At 69.4% G+C, this 21,024-nt stretch carries 1 protein-coding gene (only partly in view); it reads left to right on the top strand.

All coding sequences use genetic code 11. The features are described from left to right. Window positions 1-21,024: the 3' portion of a non-ribosomal peptide synthase/polyketide synthase gene (locus tag JWS14_RS01365; protein ID WP_206012309.1), read on the top strand. Its footprint begins 8,490 nt before the window's first position; only the last 21,024 of its 29,514 coding nucleotides appear in the window; its start codon lies beyond the left edge, outside the window; it ends in the stop codon at window positions 21,022-21,024.

The following is a 21,024-nucleotide window of genomic DNA, read 5'->3' as shown; positions in this document are numbered from 1 at the left end:
TTCGTGCCGTCGATGCTCGACGTCTTCGTCGCCGCGGCCTCGGAGGCATCCTGCGCCACACTGCGGCACGTCTTCGTGATCGGCGAGGCACTTCCCCCCGAAACCGCAAGTCGGTTCCGGGCCTTGTCGTCCGCAGGCCTGCACAATCTGTACGGTCCGACGGAGGCGGCGGTGTCGGTGACGTACTGGGAGACGTCCGACACCGACGAGACGACAGTGCCGATCGGGGTTCCGGAGTGGAACACACAGGCGTATGTGCTGGATTCGCGGTTGCATCCGGTTCCGGTCGGGGTGCCGGGTGAGTTGTACCTCGGTGGCGTCCAGTTGGCTCGGGGGTATCTGGGCCGGGTGGATCTGACGTCGGACCGGTTTGTGGCGAATCCGTTCGGTGGTGTCGGGGCGCGGATGTACCGCACCGGTGATCTGGTGCGGCGCCGGCGGGACGGTGTGCTGGACTACATCGGGCGTACCGATTTTCAGGTGAAGTTCCGTGGTCAGCGGATCGAGTTGGGTGAGATCGAGGCGGTGTTGCGGTCGCATCCGGGGGTGACCGGTGCCGCTGTTGTCGTCTACTCGGATGCCGTCACGGGTGATCATCTGGTGGCGTATGTGGTTCCGTCACAAAGTGATGCGGTCGATGCCGCAGGGCTGCGTGCGCATGCCTCGGGCTCGCTCCCGTCGTACATGGTGCCGTCGGCGACGGTGCTGGTCGACGAGTTCCCGTTGAACACGAGCGGGAAGCTGGACCGCAAGGCACTCCCCGCGCCGGAGTTCTCTTCCGCTGCGGGTGAATACACCGCACCGACCACGAGCGTCGAGCACTCCGTTGCCGCGGTGTTCGGCACGGTACTCGGACTCGACCGGGTGAGCGTCCACGACAGCTTCTTCGACCTCGGCGGCAACTCGCTGATCGCGACCCAGCTGGTGTCCCGGATCCGTGGCGAACTGGGTGTCCCGCTCGCGGTGCGGGACCTGTTCGAGTCGCCGACCGTCGCGGAACTCGCGGCCAGACTGTCTCAGTCGACCGGTGCGGACACCCGACTGTCGCTGACCCGGCGGGAACGGCCGGAACGGATTCCGCTGTCGCCGGCCCAGCAGCGCATGTGGTTCCTCAACCAGTTCGATCCGTCGTCCCCGGCGTACAACCTGCCGTTCGCGGTCCGCTTCACCGGGGCACTCGACCGCGTGGCGCTCGCGGCGGCCGTCGCGGACCTGATCGAACGGCACGACACGCTGCGCACCGTATTCCCGGATTCGGCGACCGGACCGCACCAGGTCGTGCGCGACACTGCCGACGCGCTACCGAATCTGACCGTCGCAGACATCGCCGAGGACGAACTGGAGACCGTCCTGGCACGATTCTTCACGACGGGGTTCGACGTCACCACAGACCTGCCGGTCCGCGTCACGTTGCTTCGGGTGGGCGCCGACGACCACGTCCTGGCACTCGTGGTGCACCACATCTGCGGTGACGGCTGGTCGATGGCACCGATGGTCCGCGACGTGATGGTCGCGTACGCGGCCCGCACCCGGGGAGAACGCCCCACCTGGACGCCGCTGCCGGTGCAGTACGCCGATTACGCCCTCTGGCAGCGCGAACTCCTCGGCGACGAATCCGACCCCGAATCCCTCGCCGCCCGGCAGCTCGCCTACTGGACGAACACCCTCGCGGGCATCCCCGAGGAACTGGATCTCCCGACGGACCGGCTGCGACCCGCGGAACAGTCGTATCGCGGTAGGCACGTCGACTTCGTCATCGACGCGTCCACGCACCGCGCGCTGACGGCGCTCGCGCAGTCCCGGCGGGCCACGCTGTTCATGGTGATGCACACCGCGCTCGCCGTGCTGCTCGGACGTCTCAGCGCCTCCTCCGACGTCACCATCGGCACCCCCGTGGCCGGTCGCGGCGAACCCGAACTCGACGATCTGATCGGCATGTTCGTCAACACGGTGGCCCTGCGGACCCACATCGATCCGGGGTCCGCGTTCACCGACCTGCTCGACCACGTCCGGGAGGTGGATCTCGCGGCGTTCTCCCGCGCCGACGTGCCGTTCGAACGGCTGGTGGAGGTGCTCAGCCCCACCCGGCACGCGGCCCGGCATCCGTTGTTCCAGGTGATGCTCACCTTCCAGAACCTCGAGCAGACCGCACTCGAACTCGACGGACTCACCCTGCACGGACTCGACACCGACATCGGCGTCGCGAAATTCGATCTGCACGTGACCCTCGTCGAGCGGTTCGACGCCGCAGGCGACCCCGACGGGATGACTGCGCAACTGACGTACGCAGCCGATCTGTTCGACGAGGACACGGCCGCCTCCATCGCCACCCGATTCACCACGATCCTTGAATTCGTTACCACCGACGCGAGAACGCCGGCCGGTGACATCGCCCTACTCGGCGCCGACGAGCACGCCGCACTGACCCACTGGAACTCGACCGAACACGCGGTCCCCGCGACGACCCTGCCGGATCTGTTCGATGCGCAGGTCGGGCTAACTCCGGGGGCGACGGCCGTGGTGTTCGAGGGAGCCGCGCTGTCGTATGCGGAGTTCGACGAGCGGATAAATCGGCTTGCGCGGTATCTGATCTGGTGTGGTGTGGGGCCGGAGTCGCGGGTCGCGTTGGCGATGCGGCGCTCGCTGGACCTGGTGGTGGGAATGTACGCGGTGGTGAAGGCGGGCGGTGCGTATGTGCCGGTCGACCCGGATCATCCGGCCGATCGCATCGGGTATGTGCTCGACTCGGCGCAGCCCGTCTGTGTTCTCAGCACGTCAGCTGATCGCGGGGATCTTCCGGGCACGTTCGCGGTGCTCGACATCGACGACCTGGATCTCTCGGGATTCGGGTCGAATCCGATCACCGATGCCGACCGGATTTCTCCATTGCGTCCGTTCAACACCGCGTATGTCATCTATACGTCGGGGTCGACGGGGCGGCCGAAGGGTGTGGCGGTTGCGCATGCTGCGATCGTGAACCAGTTGGTGTGGATGCAGTCGGAGTATGGGCTGACCGGTCGGGATGTGTTGTTGCAGAAGACGGCGACGACGTTCGACGTGTCGGTGTGGGGGTTCTTCTGGCCGTTGCAGGTGGGTGCCACCATGGTGTTGGCGTCTCCGGACGGCCACCGCGATCCGGCGTATCTCGCGGAGGTGATCGACGAACACGGGGTGACGGTCACCGATTTCGTGCCGTCGATGTTGGACGTGTTCGTTGCGTCGGTTCCTGCGAGTTCGTGTGGTTCCTTGCGTCATGTGTTCGTGATCGGTGAGGCGTTGCCGCCGGCGACGGTGACACGGTTCGGGGAGTTGTCGACGGCGGGATTGCACAACTTGTACGGGCCGACGGAGGCCGCGGTGTCGGTGACGTACTGGGAGACGTCCGACACCGACGAGGCGACGGTGCCGATCGGGGTTCCGGAGTGGAACACGCAGGCGTATGTGCTGGATTCGCGGTTGCACCCGGTTCCGGTCGGGGTGCCGGGGGAGTTGTACCTCGGTGGCGTCCAGTTGGCGCGGGGGTATCTGGGCCGGGTCGACCTCACATCGGACCGGTTTGTGGCGAATCCGTTCGGTGGTGTCGGGTCGCGGATGTACCGCACCGGTGATCTGGTGCGGCGCCGGCGGGACGGTGTGCTGGACTACATCGGGCGTACCGATTTTCAGGTGAAGTTCCGTGGTCAGCGGATCGAGTTGGGTGAGATCGAGGCGGTGTTGCGGTCGCATCCGGGGGTGACCGGTGCCGCTGTTGTCGTCTACTCGGATGCCGTCACGGGTGATCATCTGGTCGCGTATGTGGTCGGAAAGCCTGCCGGTCAGCTGGATGTGGAGGATCTGCGCCGGCATGCTTCGGGTTCGCTGCCGTCGTACATGGTGCCGTCGGCGACGGTGTTGCTGGACGAGTTCCCGTTGAACACGAGCGGGAAGTTGGACCGCAAGGCCCTGCCCGCACCCGAGTTCACCTCGGATACAACCGAATACGTGGCACCGCGCAACGAGGTGGAACAGGTGCTCGCCGACGTGTTCGCCGGCGTGCTCGGCGCCGGCCGGATCGGTGTCCACGACAGCTTCTTCGACCTCGGCGGCAACTCGCTGTCCGTCACCCGCGTCGCCGCGCGCATCGCCGAGTCGACCGGCACCCGGCTGTCGGTACGGGACGTGTTCGAAGCACCCACCGTGGCCGACCTGGCACTGCGCGTCGACCCCACTACGACGGACGCGCGCCCCGCCCTGACGGCGGCGACCCGGCCCGCCCGCATCCCGCTGTCGCTCGCCCAGCAGCGCATGTGGTTCCTCAACCAGTTCGACGCCGGCTCCCCGGCCTACAACCTGCCGTTCGCGGTGCGCCTCTCCGGCGTCGTCGACACCGCAGCGTTGGCGGCCGCGTTCGACGACGTCGTCGAACGCCACGAGTCGCTGCGCACGGTGTTCCCGAATGGCGGGGACGGCCCCGAGCAGGTCGTACTGGCCGCCGCCGACGTCACCGTGACACTGCCTCCGGTCGACGTCACCGAAGACGATCTCCCCGGCGGGATGGCGGCGTTCGCGTCCCGCGGATTCGACGTCACCGCCGAGACACCGGTACGGGCCACCCTGTTCCGCACCGCGCCCACCGAACACGTCCTGGCCATCTCGCTGCACCACATCGCGGCCGACGGCTGGTCTTTCGGACCACTCGGCCGCGACGTCATGGTCGCCTACGCGGCCCGCGCGGAGGGCAACGCCCCGCAGTGGGCGCCGCTCGAGGTCCAGTACGCCGACTTCAGCGTGTGGCAGAGGAACGTCCTCGGCAGCGAAGACAACCCGGAATCCGTGATGGCCACGCAACTCGGATTCTGGACGCGCACGCTCGCCGGCGCGCCCGACGAACTGCCCCTGCCCTTCGACCGGCCACGCCCCGCGCAACCGACGTTCACCGGGGGAACGGTGCGCTTCGGCATCGACCCCGAAACCCACCGGCGCATTCGACGACTCGCCCGGGAACACGGGGCCACCACGTTCATGGTCGCCCACGCCGCCTTCGCGCTGCTGATGGGACGACTGTCGGCCACCGGCGACGTCGCGATCGGCACCCCGATCGCCGGCCGCGGCGAACGCGCCCTCGACGACCTCGTCGGAATGTTCGTCAACACTTTAGTTCTGCGCACAGCCGTGCGTGGCGGAGACAGTTTCGCCGATATGCTCCGTACGGTGCGCGACACCGACCTCGCAGCGTTCGCCCACGCCGACGTCCCGTTCGAGCGGCTGGTCGACGTCCTCGCCCCGACACGCACCGCGGCGCATCACCCCATCTACCAGGTCGCGCTGTCGATGAACCCGCTGCAGTCAGCGGACTACGAACTGCCGGGATTGCGGATCGGCGTGGAGGACGTCGATCCGGGGGTCGCCAAGATCGACCTCCAGCTGACACTGGGCGAGGAACTCGATCACACGGGCTCGCCGTCCGGGATGCGTGCCGAATTCGTCTACGCCACCGACCTGTTCGACGAGTCCACCGTCCGCGACTTCGCGTGGCGGCTGCAGCGGATTCTCGAGGCCGTGACGTCCAACGCGGATACCGCGGTCGGGGACCTCGATCTACTCCACGACACCGAACGGCAAGGTCTGGTCCCGGCACACGGCCGCCCCGGGCTCGCACCGGTCACGCTGCCGGATCTGCTCGCCGCCGCCGTCCGCAGCAACCCGGACGGTGACGCCCTCGTCGCCCCGACACTTCTCGGCGGCTCCACGAGCACCGTCACCTACCGAGAATTGGACGCAGAGTCGAACCGTGTGGCGCGACTGCTCGCAGCCATGCAGGTGGGCCCCGAGGTGTCGGTGGCGTTGGCGTTGCCCCGCTCCCTGGAGTCGGTTACCTGCACGTGGGCGGTGGCGAAGTCGGGGGCGGCGTTCGTTCCGGTGGATCCGGGTTATCCGCTCGAGCGGATCGTGCACATGCTCGAGGATTGTGGTGCGCCGATCGGTATCACGACTGCGGCGTTGCGGGAAACCCTGCCGGATTCGACGCAGTGGCTCGTTCTCGACGACGACCCCGTGATCGGTGCTCTGGCGTCGTACTCCCCGGAACCCCTGCAGGATTCGGATCGGGTTGCCGCATTGTCGGTGGATCATCCGGCGTACGTGATTTACACGTCGGGGTCGACGGGACGGCCGAAGGGTGTGGCGGTCACGCACCGGGGTCTGGTGAATCTGGCGGCGGACGAGCGGGACCGTCTGGTGGTGTCGGCGGGTTCGCGGGTGTTGCATTTCGCGTCGCCGAGTTTCGATGCGTCGGTGTTCGAGTTGGTGATGGCGGTGTGTGCGGGGGCGACGCTGGTGGTGGCGCCGACCACGATTTTTGGTGGGTCGGAGTTGGCGGAGTTTTTGGCCGACCACGAGGTGTCGCATGCGTTCTGCACGCCGGCGGCGTTGGCGTCGCTGGATCACCGCGGTCTCGAGCATCTGCGGACTGTGGTGGTGGCGGGTGATGTGTGTCCGCCGGAGTTGGTGGCGCGGTGGGCGCCGGGCCGGGTGATGGTCAATGCGTACGGTCCGAGTGAGACGACGATCATGTCGTCCGCGACCGGACCGATGGTGTCCGGGCAGCCGGTGACTATCGGGTCACCGACCGTGGGTGTCGATCTCGTTGTCCTCGATGACCGGTTGCGTTCGGTGCCGGTGGGGGTGCGCGGTGAACTGTATGTCCTCGGCTCCAGCTTGGCTCGGGGGTATGTGCGCCGGGCGGGGTTGACGGCGGGACGGTTTGTGGCGTCGCCGTTCGGCGCGGGTGGCCGGATGTATCGCACGGGGGATGTGGTGCGGTGGGTGGCCTCGCCGGGCGGGTCTCGGGTTCTGGAGTTTTTGGGCCGTAGTGATTTTCAGGTGAAGGTCCGGGGGTTCCGGATCGAGTTGGGTGAGATCGATGCGGTGTTGGCTGCGCATTCGGTGGTGGAGTTCGCCCACACGGTCGGGGTCGACGACGGCACCGGAAATACTCGCTTGGTGTCGTATGTGCTTGCCGCGCCAGGTGCGGTGGTCGACGACCGGGTGTTGGTGGAGTTCGCGGGGCAGCGGTTGCCGGGGTACATGGTGCCCTCGGCGATCATGGTCCTCGACGTGTTGCCGTTGACGCCGGCGGGCAAACTCGACCGCAACGCGCTGCCCGCACCCGTCTTCGCGCGCCGCAGCGCGTTCACGGCACCGCAGACTGCGGCCGAGCAGGCGATCGCCGCCGTATTCGCCGACGTCGTGGGGGAGCCGTCCATCGGACTCGACGACAACTTCTTCGACCTCGGCGGCAACTCGCTGTCCGCCACCCAGGTCGTCTCCCGCGTCGGTTCGGCACTGGGAACACGCATCTCCGTCCGCACCCTGTTCGACAACCCCACCGTGCGCGCACTCGCGACCGCCGCAGCGTCCGACACGACGGCCGAGCGACCTGCCCTCGTCGCCGGTGATCGGCCCGCGACGATCCCGCTGTCGCCGGCGCAGCAACGGATGTGGTTCCTCAACCAGTTCGACACCTCCTCGGCCGCCTACAACATTCCGCTCGCGCTGCGCATGTCCGGCCGGATCGACGTCGCCACCCTGCGCATGGCACTCGGCGACGTCCTGGCCCGTCACGAGGCACTGCGCACCGTCTACCCGGCGACCGAGAACGGTCCGCATCAGGTGATCGCCGCGGTGGAGTCGATCCCCCTCGATCTGACGCCCATCCGCCTGTCCGGTGAAGACCTCACCGGTGCGATCCTGCGCCACGCCTCCGCCGGGTTCGACGTCTCCACCGACCTCCCGCTGCGGGTCCACCTGTTCCGTGAGAGCCGGTCGGAGCACATCCTCCTGTTCGTCGTCCACCACATCTCCGCGGACGGCTGGTCGTTCATCCCCCTCGCCTCCGACGTGATGACGTCCTACGCGGCCCGGACCGCCGGCGACGCCCCGGCGTGGAACGCGTTGCCGGTGCAGTACGCGGACTACGCGATGTGGCAGCGGAACCTGCTGGGCGACGCCGACGATCCGCAGTCGCTCGCAGCCGGTCAGATCGCGTACTGGAAGCGGACACTGGCGGGTCTGCCGGATCAGGTCGCACTGCCCACCGACCGTCCCCGTCCACCGGCACCGTCGCACCGCGGCGGAACGGCGCGACTGACCCTGGACGGCGACATCCACCAGCGCCTGCAGGACCTGGCGCGCGCCCACCACGCCAGCCTGTTCATGGTCGTCCACACCGCACTGGCCGCACTGCTGTCGCGGATGGGTGCCGGTCCCGACGTCGCTATCGGAACGTCCGTCGCGGGCCGCGGCGAGCAGTCCCTCGACGGACTCGTCGGCATGTTCGTCAACACCGTGGTGCTGCGCACCGACGTGCGACCGGACTCGACGGGCGCCGCACTGCTCGACCAGGTCAGGCGCGTCGACCTCGAGGCGTTCTCCCACGTCGACGTGCCGTTCGAGCAATTGGTCGACGCGATCAACCCGACCCGCTCCACCGCGTTCCACCCGCTGTTCCAGGTGGCGCTCGCACTGCAGAACCTGCAGACGCCGACGCTCGAACTGCCGGGACTGGAGGTGTCCGCACTCGACATCGAGTCGCCGATCGCCAAGTTCGACCTGAACTTCGTGCTCGGTGAACGCCACGACGAGGACGGGAACCCGGCGGGACTCGACCTCGACCTCGGTTACGCCAAGGACCTTTTCGACGCGGACACCGCGCTGCGGATCGGCGAGTCCTACCTCCGGGTGCTGTCCGGGCTGGCCTGCGATCCGCGAATCCCGGTCGGCGACCTCGACCTGCTCGGCGACGACACCCGGCTGCGTCTCCTCGCCCAGTCGCACGGCGCGACACGGGACACCGTGCACTCCACCCTCACCGGTCTGCTCGACGAACAGGTACGGGCGACCCCGGACGCCCCCGCCGTGCTCTGGCGCGGCACGACCCTGACGTACGCCGAGTTCGACGCCCGGGCGAACCGACTCGCACGCAGGCTCATCGGCGAGGGTGTGGGGCCCGACGTCGTCGTGGCGGTGGAGATCCCGCGGTCGCTCGACCTGCTCGTCGCCGTCCACGCCGTGGTGAAGGCCGGCGGCGCCTACACCCCACTCGACCCCGGTCAACCGGAGCAACGCAACCGCGACATCGTCGAACAGTCCGGCGCGTCCCTGGTGCTCACCGGCAGCGACCTGCTCACGCAGACCGAAGCCACCCGGCACGGAGTGCGAGCGATCGCACCGGACGACCTCGACCCGGCCGCGTTCGGCGGGGAACCGATCCGTACCGGCGAACGGATCGCACCGCTGCGCCCGGACAACACGGCGTACGTCCTCTTCACATCCGGATCCACGGGACGGCCCAAGGGCGTGGCCGTCTCCCATGCGGCGATCACGGCGCAACTCGAGTGGCTGCGTGAGCAGTACGCGCTCGGCACCACCGACACGATGCTGCTGAAGACTCCGGTGACGTTCGACGTGTCGGTGTGGGAATGCTTCGCGCCGCTCGCCGCCGGCACCCGGCTCGTCATCGCCGAACCCGACGGACACCGCGACCCCCAGTACCTCGCGGACGTCCTCCGCACGCACGGCGTCACCGTCGTGCACTTCGTGCCGGCGATGCTGGCGGCCCTCACGTCCGGGCCCGGCGTGACCGGCCTGCCGGCGCTGCGGCACGTGCTGGTCGGCGGCGAAGCGGTGTCCCCGGAGACGATCGACGACTTCCGGGCATCCCATCCCGCCGAGATCGACAACACGTACGGACCCACCGAGGCGGCGGTGACCACCACGTTCTTCGCGGCCCGGTCCGACAACTCCGACACCGTCCCGATCGGCCTGCCCGTCTGGAACACCAGCACCCTCGTCCTCGACGATCACCTCCGTCCGGTGCCTGCCGGGGTGGCGGGAGAGCTGTACCTCGGCGGTGTCCAACTCGCCCGCGGATACCTGGGCCGCCCCGACCTCACCGCCGAACGCTTCGTCGCCGACCCCTTCTCGACGTGCGGCGCACGGTTGTACCGCACCGGCGACCTCGTCCGCTGGACCGCGGCGGGCCTGCTCGAGTACCTCGGGCGCACCGACTTCCAGGTGAAGGTCCGCGGATTCCGCATCGAACTCGGCGAAATCGTCTCCGCGCTGCTCCGGCACGAGGACGTGGAGCAGGCGGTCGTCGTCCCGCACTCGGACCCGCACACCGGCGAGCACCTGGTCGGGTACGTCGTGCCGCGCGGCAACATCGCACTGGACCGCGACGCCGTCCTCGCCGAGGCAGCGGGCAGCCTGCCCTCCTACATGGTTCCGTCGCTGCTGGTCCCGCTGACCGAACTGCCGGTGACGCCGAACGGCAAGGTGGACCAAAATGCCCTGCCCGCACCGGTATTCGCGGGTAAAGCGGAATACACGGCGCCGCGCACCGCGTCGGAGCGTGTCGTGGCGGCCGTCTTCGCCGAACTCCTCGGCGTTCCCCGCGTCGGTGTCGACGACAACTTCTTCGACCTCGGCGGCAACTCGCTGTCCGCCACCAAACTCAGCACCCGCATCGGTGTGGCGACGCAGACGCGGATCGCGATCCGCGACGTGTTCGACGCCCCCACCGTCGCGGCCCTGGCCCGGCGACTCGACCAGCACGATCCGTCCACTGCGATCGCACCGCTGACGGCGGCGGTCCGCCCCGACCGGATCCCGCTGTCGCTGGCGCAGCAGCGGATGTGGTTCCTCAACCAGTTCGAAACGTCCTCACCCGCCTACAACTTGCCCGCAGCGGTCCGGTTGACCGGCCCGCTGGACACGGCGGCGCTGGCCGCGGCGATCGGTGACCTGATCGCCCGGCACGAATCGCTGCGGACCGTCTTCCCCGATTCCCGGGGTGGGCCGCACCAGGTGATCCTCGCGCCCGGGGACTTCACCCCCGACGTCGTACCGGTCCAGGTGAGCGAGACCGGTTTGCGCGCGGATCTCCAGGAGTTCCTCCTGGCCGGTTTCGACGTCTCCCAGGCGGTGCCGCTGCGGGTGAAGGTGTATTCGCTGGGCGACGCCGAGCACGTGCTCGCCCTCGTCGTCCACCACATCTCCGCGGACGGCGTGTCGATGGAACCGCTGATCCGCGACGTGATGATCGCGTACGCGAGCCGTGCCGCGGGCCATCCGCCCACCTGGGCACCGCTGTCGGTGCAGTACGCCGATTACGCGCTGTGGCAGCGGGAGGTGCTCGGCGCCGAGTCCGACCCGGGTAGCCTCGCCGCCGCGCAACTGGACTACTGGACCCGCACGCTCGCCGGTGTCCCGGACCAGCTGTACCTGCCCGGCGACCGGGGCAGGCCTGCGGTGCCGTCACATCGGGGTGCGGCGACCCGTTTCACCCTGGACGCCGGCACGCACCGGGCCCTGGCCGAGCTGGCACGGGCGCACGGCGCCAGCATCTTCATGGTCGCCCACGCCGCGCTCAGCGTCCTGCTGGGGCGCCTCAGCACCACCGGCGACATCGCCGTCGGCACCGCCGTCGCGGGCCGCGGCCGGGCCGAACTCGACGACATCATCGGCATGTTCGTCAACACCCTCGTCCTGCGGACGACGCTGGATCCGGGAGCGTCGTTCGTGTCGCTGCTCGAGCAGGCGCGGGACGTCGACCTCGAGGCGTTCGCCCACGCCGACCTGCCCTTCGAGCGGCTGGTGGAGGTCCTGAGCCCGGTCCGCTCCACCTCGCACCACCCGCTGTTCCAGGTGGCGCTCGGTGTGCAGGCCGTGTCCGCCGACGGACTGGAGCTGGACGGACTGTCGGTGGAACCGCTCGCCCTCGACGCGAGCATCGCCAAGTTCGATCTGCACTTCACGCTCACCGAGCGGCTCGACGACACGACCGAGCCGGCGGGCATCGACGCCGAACTCATCTACGCGACCGACATTTTCGACGACAGCACCGCCGCCGGATACGCGACCCGGCTGCGCCGGATCTTCGAGGCGGTCGTCGCCGACCCGCAGCGGCCGATCGGCGACATCCCCGTTCTCGGCGAAGACGAATACGCGGCGCTCACCCCGGTCCGCGGCGCCGACCCGCGGCCCGTGCAGATGCTGCCCGAGATCCTCGCCGACGCCGTCGCCGCAGCACCCGACGGCCTCGCCGTCGTCTTCGACGGTGCCGGCCTGACGTACCGGGACCTCGACGAACGGTCGAACCAGCTGGCCCGGTTGCTGGTGGACAGGGGAGTGGGACCCGAAACCCGGGTCGCGCTGGCGCTGCCCCGGTCCTTCGAATCGGTGGTGGCCGTCTGGGCGGTGGCCAAGACCGGTGCCGCCTTCGTGCCCGTCGACCCCGGCTACCCCGCGGACCGCATCCTGCACATGGTGCAGGACTCCGGGGCGATGGTCGGGATCACCGTGTCCGGGAAGCAGGCACTGCTCCCGGACTCGATCCGGTGGATGCTCCTCGACGACCCGGCACTCGAGGTGCACTGCACCCACGAGTCCCGGTTGCCGCTCACCAACCGCGACCGCATGCGGCCGATCCTGTCCGACCAGGTGGCGTACGTCATCTACACGTCGGGATCGACCGGCAGGCCCAAGGGGGTCGCGGTGACGCACCGCGGTCTGATGAACCTGGTGACCGACGAGCGTGAGCTGCTCGGTGTCACGTCCCGTTCGCGGACACTGCATTTCGCGTCGCCGAGCTTCGACGCCTCCGTGTTCGAGATGCTGATGGCACTCGGCGCGGGAGCCACGATGGTCATCGCGCCGCCCACGATCTACGGCGGATCGGAACTCGCGGAACTGCTCGCGGCGGAACGCATCACCCATGCGTTCTCGACCCCGGCGGCGCTGGCGTCGGTGGACCACCGCGGGCTGGGTGACCTCGCCGTGGTCGTCGTCGCCGGTGACGTGTGCCCGCCGGAACTGGTCGCCCGCTGGGCGCCCGGACGCCGCATGGTCAACGCATACGGCCCCAGTGAGGCGACGATCATGTCGTCCATCACCGAACCCCTCCGCGCCGGCGAACCGGTCACCATCGGCGGTCCGAGCCGCGGGGTGCGGGCACTCGTGCTGGACGGGCGGCTGCGTCCGGTGCCGGTGGGGGTGCCGGGCGAACTGTACGTCGGGGGACCGAGCCTGGCCCGCGGCTACCTCGGACGGCCCGGACTGACCGCCGAACGCTTCGTCGCCGACCCGTACGGCGAGCCCGGCGACCTCATGTACCGCACCGGCGACCTCGTCCGGTGGCGGGAGAACCGCGTCCTCGATTTCGTCGGCCGCACCGACCACCAGGTGAAAATCCGCGGATTCCGCATCGAACTCGGCGAGATCGACGCCGCCCTCACCGCACACCCGCAGATCGAATACGCCACCACGGTCGGCTACGAGCACCCGAACGGGGAGACCTCCCTCGTCGCGTACGTGCTGCCGTTCACCGGTGAGGACGTCGACCGCGTCGAGGTCGCGAATTTCGTCGGCCGCACCCTGCCCGCGTACATGGTGCCCGCGTCTGTCACCCTCCTCGACGCCCTGCCGCTCACCCCGGCGGGCAAACTGGACCGGGCCGCGCTGCCCGAACCGATCTTCGCCGCCGCGGCCACGACGTTCGAGGCGCCGCGCAACCCGATGGAGGTGATCGTCGCCGGCATCTTCGCGGACATCCTCGCCCTGCCCGAGATCGGCATCCACGACAGCTTCTTCGACCTCGGCGGCAACTCGCTGCTCGCAACCCAGGTGGTGTCGCGGATCAACGCCGCCCTCGACGTCCACGTCGGGGTCCGTGAGGTGTTCGAATCGCCCACCGTCGCCGCGCTCGCGGCGCGGATCACCGAGACCACCACTCACGGTGCACGGCGGCCCGCACTGACGGCGAGGGTTCGCCCCGAACACATTCCGCTGTCGCTCGCCCAGCAGCGGATGTGGTTCATCAACCAGTTCGACACCGCGTCACAGGCCTACAACCTGCCGGTCGCACTCCGGCTGTCGGGTGAGGTGGACCTGCGCGCCATGCAGATCGCCATCGCCGATCTCGTCGGACGGCACGAGGCGCTGCGCACCGTCTACCCCGATTCCGCCGACGGCCCGCACCAGATGATAGTGCCCGCCGCCGACGCGGTGCCTGACCTGACCCCGGTGCCGGCGCACCCCGACGACATCCTCGGACGGGTGCTCGCACTCGTGACGACGGGCTTCGACGTCACCTCGGACGTGCCGCTGCGGGCGCGGATGTACCGCGTCGGCGCCGACGACTACGTGCTCGTCATGGTCGCCCACCACATCTCGGGGGACGGCTGGTCGCTCGCCCCGCTGGCCCGCGACGTCATGCTCGCCTACACCGCCCGCACCGAGGGACACGTCCCCCTGTGGACGCCGCTGCCGGTGCAGTACGCCGACTACAGCCTGTGGCAGCGGGAACTCCTCGGCGACGAGTCCGATCCCGAATCGGTTGCCGCCGAACAGATCGCGTACTGGACCCGCGCCCTGGACGGTCTGCCGGACCGGGTGTCCCTGCCGACCGACCGCCCCCGGCCCGCTGTCGCCTCCCACCGGGGCGCGCACGTGCCGTTCACCATCGACGCCGACACCCACCGCGCACTGCTGACCCTCGCGCGCGGCCGCAACACCTCCCTGTTCATGGTGATGCACACCGCGCTCGCGGTGCTGCTCGCGCGACTGAGCAACGAATCCGACATCGCCGTCGGCGCGCCCATCGCCGGCCGCGGCGAGGAATCCCTCGACGAACTCGTCGGCATGTTCGTGAACACCCTGGTTCTGCGCACCCACGTCGACCTCGAGAGTTCGTTCGCGGACAGCCTGAACGTCGCACGGTCCACCGACCTGAGCGCGTTCGCGCACTCGGACATCCCGTTCGAGCGCCTCGTCGACGTGCTGAACCCGGCGCGCTCGCGCTCACACCACCCGCTGTTCCAGGTGGCGTTCTCGTTCCAGAACCTCGCCGCCACCACACTCGAACTTCCCGGCCTGCACGTCGAGGGACTCGACGTGCCGAACACGATCTCCAACTTCGATCTGCACCTGACACTGTCGGAGAAGCACGACGCGGACGGCACCCCGGACGTGATCGAGGCCCAGTTCACCTACGCCACCGACCTCTTCGACGACGCGACCGTCCGGGCGTTCGCGGAACGGTTCACCCGCATCCTCGGGTCGGTCGTGCAGAACCCGGACATCGCGGTCGGTGCCATCGACCTGCTCGACGACGCCGAACGGCAGTCGGTGATCACGGAATTCAACGACACCGCTGTCGATCTGCCGCCGACGACCCTCCCCGACCTGTTCTCCGCTCAGGTGGTGCGCACACCCGACGACCCCGCGGTCTTCTTCGAGGGCACCGTACTGACGTACGCCGAGTTCGACCGGCGCGTCGACGCGCTCGCCCACCGGCTGATCGATGCAGGCGTGGGGCCGGAAGCGGTGGTGGGGCTGGCGATGAACCGGTCGATCGAACTGCTCGCCGGGATGTACGCGGTGCTGCGGGCCGGTGGCGCGTACCTGCCGATCGATCTCGGCCATCCGGCAGACCGACTGGCGTACGTGCTGGAGACGGCACGCCCGGTGTGCATCCTCACCACGTCCGCGGACGGGTTCACCGCCGAGAACGTCCCCGTACTCGAGATCGACACCCTCGACCTCGCCCCGCGCGGACCCGTGACCGCCGCGCACCGCCGCGCGCCGCTGCGACCGGAGAACACGGCGTACCTGATCTTCACGTCCGGGTCCACCGGCCGACCCAAGGGCGTCGGGGTGTCGCACGCCGCCATCGCGAACCAACTCCGCTGGAAGCAGCACGAATACCCGCTCGACACCACCGACGCGGTCGTGCAGAAGACGCCGGTCACGTTCGACCTGTCGGTGTGGGAACTGTTCTGGCCGCTGACGGCGGGTGCCCGGCTCGTCATCGCGCGCCCGGACGGTCACCGCGACCCGGCCTACCTGGCGGACCTCATGCGTCAGCAGCGCGTCACGACAGCGCATTTCGTGCCGTCCCTGCTGGAGGCATTCACCCCGGGTGCGGGGGAGCAGCCGGCCCTGCGCCGGGTCCTGTGCATCGGTGAGGCGCTGCCCGCCGACACGGCCGCCCGTTTCCGCAGCCGGTTCGGCTCCGTTGCCCTGCACAACCTGTACGGGCCGACCGAAGCGGCCGTGTCCGTGACCGCCTGGACCCACACCGACGGCGACGCCGACACCGTCCCCATCGGCGGACCGGAATGGAACACGCAGGCGTTCGTGCTGGACGCCCGGCTGAACCCGGTTCCCGTCGGGGTGGCGGGGGAGCTGTACCTGGCCGGTGACCAGCTGGCCCGCGGTTACGTGGCCCGCACCGATCTGACGGCCGAGCGTTTCGTCGCCAACCCGTTCGGCGCACCCGGTTCACGGCTCTACCGCACCGGTGACGTGGTCCGCTGGCGCGTCCGGGACGCGAAGGGGGTCCTCGAGTACCTCGAGCGCTCCGACTTCCAGGTGAAGGTCCGCGGATTCCGCATCGAACTCGGCGAGATCGAATCGGCGCTGGTGCGGTCCGCCGGGGTGGGGCAGGCCGTCGTGGTCGCCCACCAGAACCACCACACCGGGACCGCCCTGGTCGCCTACGCCGTCCCCGAGGACGGCTCGACCGTCGACCCCGTCGCGGTGCTGGCCGACGTCGGCGCCGCAGTACCGAGCTACATGGTGCCCGCCGCCCTCGTCGTGCTCGCGGAACTGCCGCTGACCGCGAACGGGAAACTCGACCGCAAGGCGCTCCCCGCACCCGACTTCGCCTCGACGGCAGTCGAATACCGCGCGCCCGCAACACCGACCGAGGAGATCGTCGCCGCCGTGTACACCGACGTACTCGGCGTCGAGGAAGTCGGCACCGGCGCGAACTTCTTCGACCTCGGTGGCAACTCCCTCGTCGCCACCCGGGTGGTCGCCCGGCTGTCCGCGACGCTCGGTCGCCGCGTCGAGATTCGGTCCCTGTTCGAGGCGCCTGCCGTCGGTGCCCTTGCGTCGCTGCTGGACTCGACGGACGCGACCGCACCCACCCGCCCGGCGCTGACCCCGACAGTGCGCCCCGAACGGCTCCCGCTGTCCTCGGCGCAGCAACGGATGTGGTTCCTCAACCGGTTCGACCCGAACTCCGCCGTGCACAACATCCCAGTGGCGGTCCGGCTGTCGGGCGTCCTGGACGTCGACGCACTGCAGCACGCGGTCACCGACGTCCTCCACCGGCACGAGTCGCTGCGGACGATCTACCCGGACTCCGCCGACGGCCCGCACCAGGTGATCCTGCCCGCCGACCGGGTCGATGACGCGTCCGTCGTCGCGACCGACGAGACCGCACTGCCCACCTTGATCGCCGACCTGGTAACCACCGGATTCGACGTCACCGCGGAGGTTCCGGTACGGGTGCGGATCTTCCGGATCTCCGCGACGGAACACGTCCTCGCGGTGGTCGTGCACCACATCTCCGGCGACGGCTGGTCGATGGCGCCGATGGTGCGGGACGTGATGGCGGCGTACGCGGCGCGGTCGGCGGGCGCGAGCCCGGACTGGGCGCCTCTGCCGGTGCAGTACGCCGACTACGCACTGTGGCAGCGGGCCCTCCTCGGCGACGACACCGACCCCGACTCGGTATCGGCGCGGCAACTCGCGTTCTGGACGCAGACCCTCGCGGGCGCCCCGGATCAGCTGGATCTGCCCACCGACCGGCCGCGTCCCGCGGTCGCGTCGTACCGGGGCGGCACCGTCGACTTCACCGTGCCGTCCGATCTGCACGGCACGCTGCTGGGTGCGGCGCGGGACGCGAACGCGTCCGTGTTCATGGTGGTGCACTCGGCGCTCGCGGTGCTACTGAGCCGGCTCGCCCGTTCCGCGGACATCGCGATCGGAACCCCCGTCGCGGGCCGCGGCGAACGCGAACTCGACGACCTGATCGGCATGTTCGTCAACACGCTGGTCCTGCGACAGCACGTCGAGGGCGCGCGCACGTTCGCCGAACTCCTCGCCGACGTGCGCGAGACCGATCTCGCCGCGTTCTCCCACGCCGACGTCCCGTTCGAGCGCCTCGTCGAGGTCGTCAATCCGTCGCGGTCCACCGGGCGGCACCCCTTGTTCCAGGTGATGCTCACGTTCCAGAACCTCGACCAGGCGACACTGGAACTCGGCGACCTGTCGGTGAGCGGTGTCGACTTCGACGTGGACATCGCCAAGTTCGACCTGCAACTCACCCTGATGGAACAGTTCGACTCCGAGGGAGGCCCCGGCGGGATCGCCGCCCGCCTCACGTACGCCGCCGACCTGTTCGACGAACCGTCCGCGCACGTGTTCGGGCAGCGGTTCCTGCAGGTGCTACGGGCGGCGGTCGACAGTCCGGGCACCGCGGTCGGCGACCTCGACGTCCTCGGCAGCGGTGAACGGAAACAGATCGCCGGCACCAACGCGACGTCGCACCCCGTGCCCGCCGGCACCCTCGCGTCGCTGGTCGACGCGGCGGTGGCGACCGACTCCGACCGGATCGCTGTGGTCTGCGACCGGGAGGAGCTGACCTACGCGAGCTTCGACGCCCGCGTGAACAGGCTGGCGCGCCGACTGATCGAACAGGGCGTCGGCCCCGAGTCGGTGGTGGCGGTGGCGATGCGCCGTTCGATCGATTTGCTCGTCGGAATCCACGCCGTCGTCAAGGCCGGCGGTGCCTACCTGCCGATCGATCCGGACCATCCGGCCGAGCGCACCGCGTATGTGCTCGACACCGCACGGCCCGCATGTGTGCTGGTCAGCGGTGCCGGACTCGCCGACAGCGGCTCGGTCCCCGTCATCGACGTCGCCTCCGAGGACCTCTCCCGGTACGGCAGCGCGCCGCTCACCGATCGGGACCGGCTCCGGCCGCTGTCCGCGGCGAACACGGCGTACGTGATCTTCACGTCCGGCTCGACGGGCCGTCCGAAGGGCGTCGCGGTCACGCACGGCGCGATCGTGAACCGTCTGCTGTGGATGCAGCACGAATATGCCCTGACCAGCTCGGACGTCGTTCTGCAGAAGACGCCGGTGACGTTCGACGTGTCGGTGTGGGAGCTGTTCTGGCCGCTGCAGGTCGGGGCGTCCCTGGTGATCGCCGCACCCGACGGGCATCGCGATCCGCGGTACCTGACAGGGCTGATACAGGAACGTCACGTGACGACCACGCATTTCGTGCCGTCGATGCTGTCGGTGTTCACTGCTGAACCTGCTGTGGTGCAGTGTGATTCGTTGCGGTTGGTGTTCTGTTCGGGGGAGGCGCTGACGCCGGAGCAGGTGTCGCGGTTCCGGGCGGTCAGTGGTGCGGGTCTGCACAATTTGTACGGGCCGACGGAGGCTGCCGTCGACGTGACGTACTGGGAGACCGGTGCGTCGGACACGCTGTCGGTGCCGATCGGTCGTCCGGTGTGGAACACGCAGGTGTATGTGCTCGATGCCCGGTTGCATCCGGTGCCGAACGGGGTGGCGGGGGAGCTGTATCTGGCGGGTGACCAGTTGGCGCGGGGGTACCTCGGTCGCGTCGATCTCACCTCGGATCGGTTCGTGGCGAATCCGTTCGTCGCGGGTGGGCGGATGTATCGGACGGGGGATCTGGTGCGTCGCCGGGCCGACGGGGCGTTGGAGTATCTGGGTCGTACGGATTTCCAAGTGAAGTTGCGGGGGCAGCGGATCGAGTTGGGGGAGATCGAGTCGGCCCTGGAGGCGCACCCGGATGTGGTGCAGGCGGTCGTGGTGGTGCACCGGGACGAACGCGACGAGGAAGCCCTCGTCGCCTATCTGGTGGGACGGCGCGCGGCCGAGTGGTCCGACGTGCGCGCACACCTGTCGACCCGGGTCCCGTCGTACATGATTCCGGCGCAGGTCGTGCACCTGGACACCCTCCCGCTGTCGGTCAACGGCAAACTCGACCGCAAGGCCCTGCCCGCACCGGAGGTCCGCTCCGCCGCCGCCGAGTACCAGCCCCCACGGACCGCGGCCGAACGGGCCGTCGCCACCGTGTTCGGCGAGGTCCTCGGCATCGACCGGGTCGGAGCCACGGACAGCTTCTTCGACCTCGGAGGCAACTCCCTGATCGCCACCCGGGTCGCGTCCGCGCTCGGGTCCGAACTGGGCATCGACTTCCCGCTGCAGTGGATGTTCACCGACCCCACGCCGCGGTCGCTGGGGCAGCGCATCCAGAACGCGGCGACCGACGGAGTGCACGGCGCCGGCGCCTCGCTCGACGTGCTGCTCCCGATCCGCACCCGAGGGACGGCGGAGCCGCTGTTCTGCGTCCACCCGTTCATCGGGCTTGCCTGGAGCTATGCCGGGCTGAGCCGGGAACTGACCGAGGACCGGCCGATCTACGGGCTGCAGTCGCCGGCGCTGACCGAGGACGAGCCGCACCCGGAGACGATCACCGACTTCGCGGATCGCTACGTCCGGGAGATCCGCTCGATCCAGCCGCACGGCCCGTACCACCTGGTGGGCTGGTCGCTGGGCGGGGTCATCGCTCACGAGATGGCAGTGCAGTTGCAGGCGGCGGGCGAAGAGGTGCGTCTACTCGGACTCCTCGACAGCTACGTCGGACTCGACCGCAGCGTGGAGAACACCGCGACCACCGCGGATCTCCTCGGCGGTGCCGGCCTGGACCTGCCCGACGACGGTGTTCTCGACGAACTCGCGCCCGGCGGGCAGTTCGACGCCGAGCGGGCGGCCGCGCTGCTCCGGGTCGTCGGCGGTCCGCTGGCGGCGCTCACCGCCCCGGAACTCGACCGGATCTACGGCAACGCGCTGCGGGCCCCCGACCTCATCGACGGACACCGCCCGAGAATGTTCGACGGCGAACTGGTGTTCTTCACCGCCGCCCTCGACGACGGCTTCCACGTCGACCCGGTGACCTGCTGGGGCCCGTTCGTGCGCGGAAGGATCGACGAGCACCCGGTGGACGCGACGCACTGGACGATGACGACACCGGACGCTCTCGCCGCGATCGCGCCGCACCTCGAGCGTTCGCGGCGCCGGCCGCGGCACGCCGCGCCCGACACCGGCAGGGACACCGACCCGGACGACAGCGAGAACCGGCCGCACTCGGTGCGATGA

Source organism: Rhodococcus koreensis (genome assembly GCF_017068375.1).
Classification (GTDB): Bacteria; Actinomycetota; Actinomycetes; order Mycobacteriales; family Mycobacteriaceae; genus Rhodococcus_F; species Rhodococcus_F koreensis.
The sequence above is the reverse complement of the archived record's forward strand: the minus strand, read 5'-3'. Positions and strand labels throughout refer to the sequence as shown.